Below are 13,875 nucleotides of genomic sequence, written 5' to 3'. Positions count from 1 at the left end.
CGGGTGCGGGCGGTGGGGCCTGTGGGCCCCGTGGCCGGGTCAGGCCTTCTTGGTCTCCCAGAAGATCTTGTCGATCTGGGCGATGTAGTCCAGGGCCTTCTGGCCCGTGGCCGGGTCGGTGGAGCCCTTGGCGGCGCTGAGCGCCTTCAGGGTCTCGTTGACCAGCTGGTGCAGCTCCGGGTACTTCTCGAAGTGCGGGGGCTTGAAGTAGTCGCTCCACAGCACCGAGACGTGGTGCTTCGCCAGCTCCGCGCGCTCTTCCTTGATGACAGTGGCGCGGGCACGGAAGTGCGGGTCCTCGTTGGCCTGGAACTTCTCCTGGACGGCCTTGACGGACTCGGCCTCGATGCGGGCCTGGGCCGGGTCGTACACGCCGCACGGCAGGTCGCAGTGCGCGCTGACCTGAACCTTGGGGGCGAACAGGCGGGAGAGCATAGAGCTGTCCTTCCATTCGTGATCGTCTTCTCAGGTGCGAGATTACTCCGTGTGGGAAGGCTTTTCTCGGGCGGGCCGGGGGGCTTAGGTCAAAAGTCCGGTGACACTCCGGGGGCCCTGGCGGCCTGACCTGGGATGGTGGGGCGGATGACGGAGTACGGACCGGAGGTGCCGTGATGCAGGAGCAGCTGCACGATCGCGGGCAGGAGAAGGACCGCGAGCAGCACGGACTGCTGCGGATGGGGCTGGCCGAGGTGTACAACCCGTCGATGCAGCCGTCGCTGTACCCGGGCGACCAGTTGGTGGTGCGCTACGGGGTCTCCGTGCGGCAGGGGGACGTGGTGGTGCTCCGGCATCCCTTCCGGCAGGACCTGCTCATCGTCAAGCGCGCGGTGGAGCGCCGCGAGGGCGGCTGGTGGGTGATGGGGGACAACCCGGACGTGGAGAACGACAGCCGGGAGTTCGGCGTCGTACCGGACGAGCTGGTGGTGGCCCGGGCGTGGCTGCGGGTGCGGCCGCTGCCGGGGCGGTCCGGGGGCCGGGGGCAGTCGTCCCGGCGGTCTCAGCGGTCGATGGCGGGGCTGCTGTCGTGGGCGCTGTCGGCGGTGCGGCCCGTGCGGTCGCGGTCGCGGGCCAGGGGCGCCGTGCTCGCCTCGGGCGGGGAGGCGGCCGGTCGGCCCGCGTCGAGGCGTTTACGGGCGCGGTAGGCGGCGACGTTGGCGCGGGTGGCGCAGCGGTCCGAGCAGTAGCGCCGGGATCGATTTGTCGACGTATCGAGGTAGGCGTTGCGGCAGGGCGGGGCCTCGCAGATGCCCAGCCGGTCCGCGCCCAGTTCGGTGAGGTGGAACGCGAGCCCCATGGAGGCGGTCGCGGCGAATCCGGCGCTGGCGTTGGCGGCGTAGTCGGCGATGTGCATGTGCCAGTTGGGGCGGCCGTCCTCGTCCCGTAGCTCATGGCCGGAAATCTGCGGGCTCACCGGGAACTCGATGAGCAGCGCGTTGAGCAGGTCCACCGCCAGCACCTCGTCCCCGTCCGCCGCCGCCTCGAAGACCGCGCGCAGCCGGGCCCGGACCGACCGCAGCCGGGTGACATCGGCGTCCGTGGCGCGCCGGGCCGACTGCTGGCTCTCGCCGAAGAGGGTGCGTACGGCGTCGACCGAGGTGAGCGCGTCGGTGCCGCGTGCGGGCTCCTCGCTGTTGACCAGGCGCACGGCGAGATCCGAGTAATAAGCCAGTTCCACTTGTGGTCCTTACGAGGGCGGTCTAGGGTCGGTCCGGTCAGGTCGGGTAATGGGCGCTCTATGCGCCAGGGTATTACGGACTACGGCTTGGAGGAGCGCGATGACGGACACCCTCGCCGCGGCGGACTGGCAGGCGTGGCAACGGAGCTGGGACCGGCAGCAGGAGTGGTACCTCCCCGATCGTGAGGAGCGGTTCCGGGCGATGCTCGACGCGGTCGAGGCGCTGGCGGGACCGGAGCCGAGAATCCTCGACCTCGCGTGCGGCACGGGCAGTATCTCGGATCGGGCCCTGCGCCGCTTCCCCGGCGCCACCAGCACCGGCGTCGACCTGGACCCCGCGCTGCTGGCCATCGCGCGCGGGTACTTCGCGGGCGACGGCCGCATCACCTTCGTCAGCGTGGACCTGCGCGACCCGGAGTGGACCGGGCGGCTGCCGCACCCCCGTTACGACGCGGTGCTCACCGCCACCGCCCTCCACTGGCTGCGCTCGGACGAACTCCGGACGCTGTACGGCCAGGTGGCGGGCGTGCTCCGGGACGGCGGGGTGTTCCTGAACGCCGACCACATGCCGGACCCGGACACGCCCCGGCTCAACGACGCGGACCGCACGTACCGCAAGGAGCGGCAGGCCCGGGCCAAGGCCGAGGGCGCCCAGGACTGGGTGGACTGGTGGGCCGCCGCCGCGGCGGACCCGGTGCTCGCGGAGCCCGCCGCCGAGCGCTTCACGATCTTCGGTGATCCGGCGGACGGCGACCACGCGGACGGCGAGGTGCAGTCCGCGAGCTGGCACGCGGACGCGCTGCGCGAGGCCGGGTTCGGTGAGGCGCGGCCGGTGTGGTGCTCGGTCTCGGACGCGATGGTGCTGGGGCTCAAGTAGACGGCGCTCAGGTGGACGGCGCTCAGGTGGACGGCGCTCGCGGAACGGCGCGAGGGCGGTACGGAGCCCGGAAGCTCCGTACCGCCCTCGCATCGTTTCCCTACAGCACCTTCGACAGGAACGACTTCGTCCGCTCGTGCTGCGGATTGGTCAGCACCTCGCGCGGGAGCCCGGACTCCACGACCACGCCGTCGTCCATGAAGACGACCGAGTCCCCGACCTCCCGGGCGAAGCCCATCTCATGGGTGACGACGATCATCGTCATGCCGTCCTCCGCGAGCCCGCGCATCACATCGAGGACGTCCCCGACCAGCTCGGGGTCGAGCGCCGAGGTCGGCTCGTCGAAGAGCATCAGCTTCGGCTCCATGGCCAGCGCCCGAGCGATCGCGACCCGCTGCTGCTGGCCGCCGGAGAGCTGCGAGGGGTAGTTGCCCGCCTTGTCGGCGAGGCCGACCCGGTCCAGCAGCTTCAGCGCGCGCTCCCGGGCGACCGCCTTGGTCTCCCGCTTGACCTGCACCGGCGCCTCGATCACGTTCTCCAGCGCGGTCATGTGCGGAAAGAGGTTGAAGCGCTGGAAGACCATGCCGATGTCGCGGCGCTTCGCGGCGACCTCGCGGTCCTTCAGCTCGTAGAGCTTGTCGCCCTTCTGCCGGTAGCCGACCAGGTCGCCGTCCACGTACAGCCGCCCGGAATTGATCTTCTCCAGGTGGTTGATGCAGCGCAGGAAGGTGGACTTCCCGGAGCCGGACGGGCCGATCAGACAGAACACCTCGCGGGGCGCGACCTCCAGGTCGATGCCCTTGAGGACCTGCACGGCGCCGAAGGACTTGTGGACGCCCTCGGCCTTCACCATGGCGTTCATGCGCTCACGCCTCCCTGGCGGTTGGAACCGGACAGCAGGTTGACCCGGATGCGCTGCAGCGGCGTCGCGGGCAGGTTCCGGGAGGTGCCGCGCGCGTAGTAGCGCTCCAGGTAGTACTGGCCCACGCTGAGCACCGAGGTGAGGATCAGGTACCAGGCGGCGGCGAGGAAGAGCATCTCCGCGGTGGCGCCGGAGTTCTGGCCGACCTCCGAGGTGGCCTGGAGCAGGTCCCAGTACTGGACCGCGATCACCAGCGAGGTGGTCTTGAGCATGTTGATGAACTCGTTGCCGGTCGGCGGCACGATCACCCGCATGGCCTGCGGCAGCACGACCCGGCGGAGGGTCTTGGCGTGGCTCATGCCCAGCGCCTGGGCGGCCTCGGTCTGGCCCTCGTCCACGGACTGGATGCCCGCGCGGCAGATCTCCGCCATGTACGCGGCCTCGTTCAGCCCGAGGCCCAGCAGGGCGGCCAGGAACGGGGTCATGAAGTCCGACCACTCGTCCTTGTAGATCGGCATGATGTTGATGTAATGGAAGACCAGCCCCAGGTTGAACCACACCAGCAGCTGCACGTACACCGGGGTGCCGCGGAAGAACCAGATGTAGCCCCAGGCGATGGAGGACGTCACCGGGTTCTTCGACAGCCGCATCACGGCCAGGACGATGCCCAGGGCCACACCGAGCACCATCGACAGGATGGTGATCCAGATGGTGTTGCGGACCCCCTTGAGGACTTCACTGTCGAAGAAGTAGTCCGGGATGGCGGCCCAGTTCACATCGCCCTTGGCGAAGGCGTAGATGAGCGCCGCCAGCAGGGCGATGGCGACGACCGCGGAGACCCAGCGGCCGTAGTGCCGCACCGGGATGGCCTTGATGTCCTCCGGCGCGGGAGACGGGGTGCCGACGGGCCCCGCCTTGTCGATCTTCGTTGTCACGGATGAGTGCCTTTCAGCGCGAGCGCGCGAGCTTCAGGGTCGGCCGGGATCACTTGCCGCCGTTGATGATGGCCTTGGCGACCGCGCCGTCCTTGACGCCCCACTTCGCGACGATCTTGTCGTACTCGCCGTTCGCGATGAGGAGGGCGAGCGCCTGCTTGAGGGCGTCGCGCAGCTCGGTGTTGTCCTTGGAGACGGCGATGCCGTACGGAGCGGCGTCCACCTGGTCGCCGACCAGCTGGAAGTCCTTGCCGCCGCCGGAGGTCTTCACCGCGTACGCGGCCACGGGGAAGTCGCTGGACCCCGCGGCGGCGCCGCCGCCGCGCAGCCGGGTCTGGGCCTCGGTGTCATTGCCGAACGCCTCGACCCCGATCGCCTTCTTGCCGCTCTTCTCGCACTTCTTCGACTCCGCCTTGGCCAGGTCGTGCGAGACGGTGCCGCGCTGCACCACGATCTTCTTGCCGCAGAGGTCGTCCCAGGTCTTGATGGACTGGTCGGCGCCCTTCTTGGTGTAGATCGAGACACCGGCGGTCAGATAGTCGACGAAGTCGACGCCCTCGCCAGCCTTCTTGCCGGTGTCGGGGTCGACGCCCTGCTGACGGCCCTTGTTGTCGGTCATGGCCGACATGGCGATGTCGTAGCGCTTCGAGCGCAGACCGGAGAGCAGGGTGTCGAACGTGGCGTTGTTGAACTCGAACTTGACGCCGAGCACCTTGCCGAGCGCGTCGGCCAGGTCCGGGTCCAGGCCCATGACCTTGCCGTTCTTCTTGAATTCGACCGGCGGGTAGTTGATGTCGGAGCCGACCTTGACCACGCCCGCGTCCTGGATCTTCTGCGGCAGCTTGCTGAAGAGCGGGCCCTTCTCGGCGGCGTTGCCGGAACCTCCCGTTTTCGCCTTGTCGGTCTGGTCGCCACAGCCCGTCAGCAGGAGGGCGCCCACGACCGCGACGGCGCCGACAGCGGCCGTCCGGGACTTCGTGGTGACCCGACGGCGCGTGAAGCTGGCGGTCATGCTGGTTCCTCCGGCAGGGTGAGAGGTTGTCCGAGGGTCGCCGAACACGCGTGTGGGTGCCGCGATCTCGTGTGATTGGGGCATCTTGCCATCCGGACGGGCACGACCGTGCGGCGTTCCATGTCAAAATCGGATAACGGGCGATCCCCGTGGTGCACAGGAAACGGACACCGGGCTGTACAGCCCAGGTGTGAAGAGCGGTACGAAATTGTGATCATGTGGCGAATGCCGCGTGACGGCAGCATGCATATTCAAGGCTGCTTCGACCGCTTCCGACGGATATGAGAAGTTTCCGAACACCACCGCAACGGAAGCCGTTCGTTCTGGGCACATGCTTCCGGTAGAACAGACGGCTACACCCCTCATCCGGGGCTCAGGACGCGAGTGCGACGCGTCCGGCGTCCGTATGTGAGTGCGCGTGGCAGGTATCTGCCCCGCGGCACCGGACGCGGTGCCCGCCCGCTCCCAACCTGGGGCGGTTACCCTCGACAGAAAACGACAAAGGGGTCAAAACAGTGGCAGCGGAGATGGTGAATCCTCGCAGCGACCATGCAGGCGACAGCGGCGAAGGAGCCGACGGAGTGACCGACGGAGAGCCCTTCGATCCCGCGTTCGCGCTGCACCGCGGCGGCAAGATGGCCGTCCAGGCGACCGTGCCCGTGCGCGACCGGGACGATCTGTCCCTCGCCTACACGCCGGGCGTCGCGAAGGTGTGCAGCGCGATCGCCGAACAGCCCGAGCTCGTCCATGACTACACCTGGAAGTCCCAGGTCGTGGCCGTGGTGACGGACGGCAGCGCGGTCCTCGGGCTCGGCGACATCGGCCCGGAGGCGTCCCTGCCGGTGATGGAGGGCAAGGCGATCCTCTTCAAGCAGTTCGGCGGCGTGGACGCGGTGCCCATCGCGCTCGACTGCCGGGACGTGGACGAGATCGTCGAGACCGTCGTCCGGCTCGCGCCCTCGTTCGGCGGCGTCAACCTGGAGGACATCTCCGCGCCCCGCTGCTTCGAGATCGAGCGCAAGCTCCAGGAGCGCGTCGACATCCCGATCTTCCACGACGACCAGCACGGCACGGCGGTCGTCACGCTGGCCGCGCTGCGCAACGCGGCCAAGCTGACCGACCGGGCCCTCGGCCAGCTGCGCGCCGTCATCTCCGGCGCGGGCGCCGCCGGTGTGGCCATCGCCCGGATCCTCACCGAGGCGGGCATCGGAGACGTCGCGGTCTGCGACCGCAAGGGCGTCGTCTCCCCGGACCGCGAGGACCTCACCGACGTCAAGCGCGAGCTGGCCGGGTTCACCAACAAGGCCGGGCTGACCGGTTCGCTGGAGACCGCGCTGGACGGCGCCGACGTCTTCATCGGCGTCAGCGGTGGCACGGTGCCGGAGGAAGCGGTGGCGAAGATGGCGCCCGGCGCCTTCATCTTCGCGATGGCCAACCCCAACCCGGAGATCCACCCCGAGGTCGCGCACCAGCACGCGGCCGTCGTCGCCACCGGGCGCAGCGACTTCCCGAACCAGATCAACAACGTGCTCGCCTTCCCCGGCATCTTCGCCGGTGCCCTCCAGGTCCGGGCCTCCCGGATCACCGAGGGCATGAAGCTCGCCGCCGCCGAGGCGCTGGCCTCCGTCGTGGCCGACGAGCTGAGCGCGGACAAGGTCATCCCCTCGCCGTTCGACGAGCGGGTCGCCCCGGCCGTGACCGCGGCCGTGGCCGCCGCCGCCCGCGCGGAGGGCGTGGCGCGCCGCTGAGCCAATGGGGTCCGGTCAGCCGACCGGCGTAACGGGGCCGGGTCGTCCAGAGGGCGGCCCGGCTCCGCCGTTTTCGGGCGGATGTTTCGGGGCGGTCGTTTTCGCGAGCGGCGCGGTGTGACTCACATCGCGGCGTGGTTCCGTCGTCCGCCGCCGCGTCCTAAGGTCGGGATCATGTTCGCTGCCTACGCCGCACGTATCGACCGCGACCAGCCGCTCAGCGGCCTCGAACTGGGCGAGCGCCCCGAGCCGGAGGCCCGTCCCGGCTGGACGACCGTCAGCGTCAAGGCCGCCTCGCTCAACCACCACGACCTGTGGTCGCTGCGCGGGATCGGGCTCGGCGAGGAGTCGCTGCCGATGATCCTCGGCTGCGACGCGGCCGGAACCGACGAGGACGGCAACGAGGTCGTCCTCCACTCGGTCATCGGCCAGAGCGGTCACGGCGTGGGGCCGCGTGAGCCGCGCACCATCCTCACCGAGCGCTACCAGGGCACCTTCGCGGAGAAGGTCACCGTCCCCAGCTGGAATCTGCTGCCCAAGCCCAAGGAGCTGTCCTTCGAGGAGGCCGCGTGCCTCCCGACGGCCTGGCTGACCGCCTACCGCATGCTGTTCACCAACGCGGGTGTCCGGCCCGGTGACAGCGTGCTGGTGCAGGGTGCGGGCGGCGGCGTGGCCACCGCCGCGATCGTGCTGGGCGCCGCCGCCGGGCTGCGGATGTTCGCCACCAGCCGGGACGAGGCCAAGCGCAAGCGGGCGGTCGAACTCGGCGCCGAGGGGGCGTACGAGCCGGGGGAGCGGCTGCCGCGGCGGGTGGACGCGGTGATCGAGACGGTCGGCGCCGCGACCTGGTCGCATTCGGTGAAGTCCCTCAAGCCGGGCGGCACGCTCGTCATCTCGGGCGCCACCAGCGGCCCCAACCCGCAGGCCACCGAGCTGAACAGGATCTTCTTCCTGGAGCTGAAGGTTGTCGGGTCGACGATGGGGAGCAAGGACGAGCTGGAGGACCTGCTGAGCTTCTGCGCCGCCCGGGGGGTGCGGCCGGTGATCGACTCGGTGCTGCCGCTGGACCGGGCCCGCGAGGGGTTCGAGAAGATGGCGGGCGGTGACTTGTTCGGCAAGGTCGTGCTGAGCGTCTGAGAGGGCTGGTGGCCTGACTGACGGTCACATCCGGCACAGTTTGCACTCCTGTTCGATCCTTCATGGTCAGGAGTGACGAATTGCCATCACTCTCGGTAAAGGGTCTGGTGCTCTCTGGAATCGGCGCGAATAATCGTGTCCGGGGGGATGCACATGACTGCTTCAGTACCGCCTTTGCCGAAAATCGAGTTGCTCATCGACGCGCTCGAACAGCTCGTCACCCTGCCGCCGGGCCACCGCGGTCCGGCGCCGCAGATCCTGCTCACCCAGCTGACCGAGGGGCCCGAGGCCGGGCGGATCGCGGACGGCCTGTGCGCGCGCTTGAGCGCGGGCGGCCGCGCCCGCGTTCCGTTCGCACAGGTGGCGGGTGAGCCCGAGGCCCCGCGTCAGGAGCGGGTGGGGGCGACGTTCCAGAAGATCGAGGAGGAGCTGCTGCGCAACCGGCCCGGCGGCTTCGGCCGACTGAGGCTGCCCCAGTTCCGGCTGATGTGCGGCATCGTCGAGGCCGATCTCGCCGGATGCCCGTCCGGCGCCCAGGCCATGGAGTTGCGCAACCGGAGTTACGAGGCGCACTGCGCCCGCTCGGTCTTCCTGCGCACCCTCCAGGCCGTGAGCGGCGGGGAGCAGCCACCGCCGAGTATCCCGGGCACCGCCTGGTACTGGCTGCGCAGACCGCTGTTCGGCCTGCTGCCGCGCTGGTGGTTCGGGCGGCGCCACGGCCGCCGGATGACCCGTAAGGGCAGCTGGTACCGCAGCTGGGCCGAACTGCCCGAGGGCGGGCCCGGCTTCTTCGCCGACGCCTGCCGCCTGACCGTGGGCGCGCCCGCCGCCGCGCGGCGCGAGCCGATCGTCGATGTGCTGCTGCGGGCGCTCCTCGCCGATCTGGAGCGCGCGTTCCGCCACCCCCGGCTCTCGCCCTGGGGGCGGCGCCGCCGCCATCGCGTCGTGCTGGTCTTCCCGCAGCCCCCGGCCATCGGCGACGACACCGGCAGGCTGCTGGAGCAGTTCCCGCGGGCGGTCGAGCAGACGGGATGCACCGGGGTGATGCTGGCGGCCGCGGTGCGCCCGGGCCGGGAGCGCACGGAGAGCTTCGCCGAGGCCGCCATCACGCTGAAGTCCTGGATCGGAACCACCGGCGCGGGCGGCGCCAGGGTGGTGCGGGTGGGCGTCGAGCCGCATGCGGACGACGAGGACGCGGCCCGCTGGCTGGGCCGCTATCCGGAGATCGCCGTCGGCAGAAGCCGTTCCGACGCCGCGCCGCGGGTGGAGGCCGCCGTCGCGGCGGTGGCGGGCGTCACCGCGCTCGGGCTGCTCGGCGGCTATGCCGTGACCGTGGTGACAGAGCACAGCGACACCGCCTGCCTCGGCGGCAGCGGCGCCTCGGCGTCCCCGGCCGTGTCCGGGAAAGGGGGCGACGGCGGCGGGCGGAGCCGACCGCCGAAGCGGAGCCCGCGGGCCGTCTATGGGGACGCGGTGACCGCCATCACCCGGCAGAACGAGCGGGCCGACAAGGCGGCCAGGTCCGGCGCCGTGGTCCGCACGGTCGGCTATCTGGGGGTGCCGGTGACCGCGGGCGACTGGGACGAGGCCAAGTACAGCGGCGCCATCCCCGAGGTGCGCGGCATCGCACTGGCCCAGGAGGAGATCAACGAACAGGCGGCCCAGCAGAAGAGCAGCAAGGTCTGGCTCAAGATTCGCCTGATGGACGCGGGCGATCGCTTCTCCCGGGCGCCCGCGGCGGCCAAGGCGCTGGCGAAGGAGGTCAAGGCCGCCGAGCGCGCCGGGGACGGTGAGCGGTTCCTGGGCGTGGTCGGTCTCGGCCAGAGCCGCCCGGGCACGCTGAGCGCCCGGAACACCCTCGCCGGGGCCGGGCTGCCCATGATCGGCACCGCCGCGACCTCGGAGGAGATGCAGCGCTCGCCCATGTACCGTCAGGTCGCCCCCGACAACCACCGGGAGGCGCGCGTCGCGGCGAACTTCGCGCGGCACGCCAATATCGTGCAGACCGCACCCGGTACCTGCGCCCCCGCCAAGAAGGCCGTGGTCATCGGGGACCCGACCGACATCTACAGCGCGAATCTGAGCGACCGGTTCGCGGAGGCGTTCAAGGACGTCCACCGCATCTGGTACCCGATCGAGCGGCCCTCGGCCGCGCCGCCCCCGAAACGCAAGGGCGAGGGGGACGAATGGGTCTCCCATACCTCCCAGATGGCCGACAGCATATGCCGGTGGCTCAAGGAGGAACCGCGCACGGTGGTGTACTGGGCGGCCCGCGCCCATGAATTCGAGAATTTCCTCGACGACTTCGACCGCCGCACCGGCTGCAACGGCCAATCGACCGTGCTCGGCGGCAATGACCTCGACAACGCGGTGGTCGAGCAGCAGCGCCCCAGCGAGAAGCACCGCAGGCTGCGGCTGTACTACGCGGCGATGGCCCTGGCGAAGGACCACCCGCCCAATGTGAAGGGAGACGACTTCCGCCGGAGGTACGCCGCCGCCTACGGGAGCGATCTGTGGAGCAACGACGCCCGGGTGCCGCTCGCCTGGGATGCGCTCGGGGTGCTGTCCGAGGGGATCAACGCGGCGTACCAGAGCGCGGGCACGGCACCGTTCGGGCGGGGCGGGGTGCAGGCGGCGCTGGAGCAGGGCGTGGGCGGAGCGGAGGGGCTGCGCGGGGCCACCGGGTCGCTGATCTACGGCGAGGGCGACAAGGTGCCCGTCGACAAGCGGCTGCTCATCCTGCACGACACCACGGGTGGGCCACCGGAGATCGCGCTGGAGTGCGGGATACGGGACAGCGGTGACGAGGCGACGACCTGGGGTCCCCGGAGCGCGTTCGACTGTCCGCGGGATGAGGACGATCAGGAGGGCGGGAGCGAGGCGGGGGCAGGGGGAGACGGCTGATCAGCGGTCAGCCATCAGTTCTGGTCGGGCTCGGCGTACGCCCAGCCCGACCAGCGGGTGACCTCGACGGCGATCACCGGTCCGCGCGGGGGCCGGTCGGCGTACTGCGGGTACTTGGCGACCAGCCGCCGCACCGGGTCCGCCCGTTCGGCCGCCGCCTCGGCCGGGACGATCCGCGCCCGGCCGTCGGCCCGCACCCACCACAGCCGGCGCCAGTCCTCGTCGTAGTGGTCGACCAGGAGGCAGACCGCCGGGTGGGCGTGGATGTTGCGCAGCCGCTTCAGGTCCTGGTGCCGCTTGGGCTTGTGGTCCACCGCGGTGACGACGGTGTCCCCGCCGTCCTCCGGGGCGGCGGTGAGCGCGAAGGTGGCGGGCACGAGATGAGGCAGTCCGTCCTCGTCGGTAGTGGCCAGCCGCAGCACCCGGGCGGCGGCGAAGCGCCGCCGCGCCTCGGGGGTCTCCAGTCGCATACCGGCGAGGCTACTGCGGCGCTTCGTCCCCCGGCCGGGCGAAGCGCCGTCGCCGCCGGGCACGCGCCCTGGGCTACTCCTTGGCGGGGCCGCGCAGGCGGCTGGTGATCCGGGCCGCCGTCGCCGCCAGTCGGCGGTGGGCGTCGGCCAGTTGGTCGTCGGTCACCCCGTGGTCCCGGGCGGTGTCGCGGATGCCGTCGCGGAAGCGGTCGAGCAGCCGGTCCAGATCGCGGGCGGGGTCGCCGGACGGGGTGAACTCCCGGGCCCATGCGGGCTCGGCCGGGGCGCCGCCGTCAGCGTCGGCTCCGGCGTTGCCATCTGTGCCGTTGCCGCCTCCGCTGTTGCCGCCGTCGCCGCCGTGGTGGTCATGCCGGGCGGCGGCGGGCGGCGGTTCGGGGGCGGGCGGCGGTTCGGGGGCGTCCGTGCGCGGGGCGCTGGGCTTCGTACCCTCGTCCGGGCTCGGCCACCCCGAGGGGGCCATGCCCTGCTTGGAGATGCGGCCCATGCTGCGCGACACCTCGGCCAGCCCGTCCCGCACCGCGCGCTGCCAGTCGCCCGCCCGGATGTGCTCCTGCGTCTGCTCCTGGACGCGCCGGGCGACCCGCTGGACCTCTTCGAGCGCGAACTCCTGGGCGTCCTTGGCCTGCTTACGGGCGCGCTGGGCGTCCTGCCGGGCGCGGCGGCTCTCCTCCTTCGCGCGGCGGGCCTGTTCCTTCCACTCGTCCTTGGCGCGCCGCAGCTCCTCCTTCGCCTGCCGCCAGCCCTCGCTGTTGTCCCACGGGCCCTCCCAGGGGCCGCCCTTGCTCTCGCCGGTGCCGGAGGTGCGGGCCTGCTGCGCGGCCTCCCGCATCTCCCGCCGCAGATCGTCGGCGGAGCCGCGCACATCCTCGCGGATCTCGGCGGCGAGCTCGGCCACCGATTCGCGGATCTCCAGCTCCAGGTCGGCCAGTTCGCCGCTGCGGTCGGCGAGTTCGGCGCGTCCGGCGTCGGTGATGGAGTAGACCTTGCGGCCGCCCTCGGTGGTGTGGGTGACCAGCCCCTCGGCCTCCAGCTTGGCCAGGCGCGGGTAGACGGTGCCCGCCGAGGGCGCGTACAGCCCCTGGAAGCGCTCCTCCAGCAGCCGGATGACCTCGTAGCCGTGGCGCGGGGCCTCGTCGAGCAGCTTGAGCAGGTAGAGGCGGAGTCGGCCGTGGGCGAATACGGGGGGCATCAGAGGACCTTTCCCTGCGAGCCGCCGGTGCCGCTGCTGCTGTCGGCCGGGCTGTCCGACGTGCTGTCGGTGCCGCCGGGCGCGTCATCGCCGTATCCGGCGCCGCCCTCGTCGGCGGGCGGGCGGCGCAGCAGCGCTATCGCGCCGGAGACGGTGGTGGCCTTGAGGCTGCCCCGGCCCGCGCCCAGGTTGCCGGTGATCCGCTTGGCGCCCCACTGGCCGCTGACCCGCAGATCCTCGAAGGCGTTGGAGACGGGCCCGCTCGCGGTGTTGGCCTCGATCCGGGCGTCGGCGGGGCTCGGCAGCCGGATGGCGATCTCCCCGGAGACGGTGGTGAGGCTGATGTTCGCGCGCTCCGCGGTGGGCGCGAGGTCGAGCACCATGTTGCCGCTGACGGAGTCGGCCTTGACGACCCGGCCCGAGCCCTCGATTACGGTGAGGTCGCCGGAGACGGAGTTGAAGCGCAGATCGCCGGTGACGGCCTGGGCCTCGACCCGCCCGGAGACGGTGTCCGCGCGCACCGGACCGGTCAGTCCGACGAGGGTGGCGTCGCCCGCCACGCCGCGCAGATCCGTACGGCCGCCGAGCCCCGAGGCGACGGCGGAGGCGCCCACCACCCCGATCGAGGTGGCGGTGCCGGTGGGCACGGCGAGGGTGACATGGACCGCGCGGTGGAAGCCTTTGCGGTCGAGCCAGGTGAGCAGGCCCTTCCAGGGGAGGTCGTCGTACGCCACGCTCAGGGTGCCGTCCTCCAGGGTCACTTTCAGCGGCGGGCCCTCGATCTCGGAGAGCTCCAGCCGGGCCGGGCCGCCGTCGGTCCCGACCACGTTGACCGTACCGTCCACGATGCGTACGTGGAGCGCCGAGACGGGCTCGTCGAAGGTGAGCTTCTGTGGTTCGCCGAACGACCACTCTGACCGGCCTGACATCCCTGGCCTCCCTGGCTGGATGCGGTCACGCAACATATCGTGTCTTGCTCAACACGATATATCGTGGATCGCTGGAGTCAAGCCCCTCCCCGGGGCTGGAGTCAGCCCTCGCCCCG

General features: G+C 71.2%; 12 protein-coding genes and 1 pseudogene. 5 read left to right on the top strand and 8 right to left on the bottom strand.

Features of this window, described 5'->3' with window-relative positions; translation table 11 throughout:
- Nucleotides 1–39: 39 nt before the first annotated feature.
- Complete coding sequence (gene sodN, locus ACH4TL_RS02490; protein WP_009715136.1) at nucleotides 40–435, bottom strand: superoxide dismutase, Ni; 396 nt, start codon at nucleotides 433–435, stop codon at nucleotides 40–42.
- A gap of 176 nt (nucleotides 436–611) precedes the next feature.
- Here sodN and sodX point away from each other — a divergent pair.
- A pseudogene (sodX, locus tag ACH4TL_RS02485) lies at nucleotides 612–1,073 on the top strand (nickel-type superoxide dismutase maturation protease); the annotation flags it as partial.
- Here the strand turns inward: sodX and ACH4TL_RS02480 are convergent.
- The gene (locus tag ACH4TL_RS02480) at nucleotides 998–1,675 is read right to left on the bottom strand and encodes a CGNR zinc finger domain-containing protein (protein ID WP_398313229.1); all 678 of its coding nucleotides are present in this window, start codon (nucleotides 1,673–1,675) and stop codon (nucleotides 998–1,000) included. The pseudogene sodX and the gene ACH4TL_RS02480 overlap by 76 nt on opposite strands.
- A gap of 100 nt (nucleotides 1,676–1,775) precedes the next feature.
- Here ACH4TL_RS02480 and ACH4TL_RS02475 point away from each other — a divergent pair, with 100 nt between their 5' ends.
- On the top strand, nucleotides 1,776–2,552 hold the full coding sequence (locus ACH4TL_RS02475; protein WP_398313231.1) for a class I SAM-dependent methyltransferase: 777 nt from the start codon (nucleotides 1,776–1,778) through the stop codon (nucleotides 2,550–2,552).
- A gap of 100 nt (nucleotides 2,553–2,652) precedes the next feature.
- On the opposite strand, the gene ACH4TL_RS02470 is transcribed toward ACH4TL_RS02475, so the two are convergent.
- Genes ACH4TL_RS02470 through ACH4TL_RS02460 form a run of 3 tightly spaced genes read right to left on the bottom strand, consistent with a single transcriptional unit; the run spans nucleotide 2,653 to nucleotide 5,361 of the window.
- Nucleotides 2,653–3,414 carry an amino acid ABC transporter ATP-binding protein gene (locus tag ACH4TL_RS02470; RefSeq protein ID WP_398313233.1) on the bottom strand — a complete coding sequence of 254 codons (762 nt, stop codon included), beginning with the start codon at nucleotides 3,412–3,414 and terminating at the stop codon, nucleotides 2,653–2,655.
- On the bottom strand, nucleotides 3,411–4,349 hold the full coding sequence (locus ACH4TL_RS02465; RefSeq protein ID WP_398313235.1) for an amino acid ABC transporter permease: 939 nt from the start codon (nucleotides 4,347–4,349) through the stop codon (nucleotides 3,411–3,413). Before ACH4TL_RS02465 ends, ACH4TL_RS02470 begins: the two co-directional genes overlap by 4 nt.
- Before the next feature lie 49 nt (nucleotides 4,350–4,398).
- Nucleotides 4,399–5,361, bottom strand: a complete 963-nt coding sequence (locus ACH4TL_RS02460) for an ABC transporter substrate-binding protein (protein WP_398313237.1) — start codon at nucleotides 5,359–5,361, stop codon at nucleotides 4,399–4,401.
- Nucleotides 5,362–5,876: 515 nt separating this feature from the next.
- On the opposite strand from ACH4TL_RS02460, the gene ACH4TL_RS02455 reads away from it, so the two are divergent.
- The 3 genes from ACH4TL_RS02455 to ACH4TL_RS02445 all read left to right on the top strand — a co-directional run bounded on the left by ACH4TL_RS02455 (nucleotide 5,877) and on the right by ACH4TL_RS02445 (nucleotide 11,150).
- Complete coding sequence (locus ACH4TL_RS02455) at nucleotides 5,877–7,109, top strand: NADP-dependent malic enzyme (RefSeq protein WP_398313239.1); 1,233 nt, start codon at nucleotides 5,877–5,879, stop codon at nucleotides 7,107–7,109.
- A 174-nt stretch (nucleotides 7,110–7,283) separates the two neighbouring features.
- On the top strand, nucleotides 7,284–8,246 hold the full coding sequence (locus ACH4TL_RS02450; RefSeq protein WP_398313241.1) for a zinc-binding dehydrogenase: 963 nt from the start codon (nucleotides 7,284–7,286) through the stop codon (nucleotides 8,244–8,246).
- Nucleotides 8,247–8,399: 153 nt separating this feature from the next.
- Complete coding sequence (locus ACH4TL_RS02445) at nucleotides 8,400–11,150, top strand: hypothetical protein (RefSeq protein WP_398313243.1); 2,751 nt, start codon at nucleotides 8,400–8,402, stop codon at nucleotides 11,148–11,150.
- A gap of 14 nt (nucleotides 11,151–11,164) precedes the next feature.
- Here ACH4TL_RS02445 and ACH4TL_RS02440 read toward each other — a convergent pair whose 3' ends face one another.
- From ACH4TL_RS02440 to ACH4TL_RS02430, 3 genes are all read right to left on the bottom strand, one after another.
- On the bottom strand, nucleotides 11,165–11,620 hold the full coding sequence (locus ACH4TL_RS02440) for a TIGR03668 family PPOX class F420-dependent oxidoreductase (protein WP_398313245.1): 456 nt from the start codon (nucleotides 11,618–11,620) through the stop codon (nucleotides 11,165–11,167).
- Nucleotides 11,621–11,693: 73 nt separating this feature from the next.
- Nucleotides 11,694–12,830 carry a helix-turn-helix transcriptional regulator gene (locus tag ACH4TL_RS02435; RefSeq protein ID WP_398313247.1) on the bottom strand — a complete coding sequence of 379 codons (1,137 nt, stop codon included), beginning with the start codon at nucleotides 12,828–12,830 and terminating at the stop codon, nucleotides 11,694–11,696.
- The gene (locus ACH4TL_RS02430) at nucleotides 12,830–13,759 is read right to left on the bottom strand and encodes a DUF4097 family beta strand repeat-containing protein (protein WP_398313249.1); all 930 of its coding nucleotides are present in this window, start codon (nucleotides 13,757–13,759) and stop codon (nucleotides 12,830–12,832) included. The genes ACH4TL_RS02435 and ACH4TL_RS02430 overlap by 1 nt, the downstream gene beginning before the upstream one ends.
- Nucleotides 13,760–13,875 lie beyond the last annotated feature (116 nt).

It is taken from the genome of Streptomyces sp. NPDC021115, from assembly GCF_044333065.1.
Lineage (GTDB): Bacteria > Actinomycetota > Actinomycetes > Streptomycetales > Streptomycetaceae > Streptomyces.
Note: the sequence above shows the minus strand (reverse complement) of the source record. Positions and strands in the feature narration are given on the sequence as shown.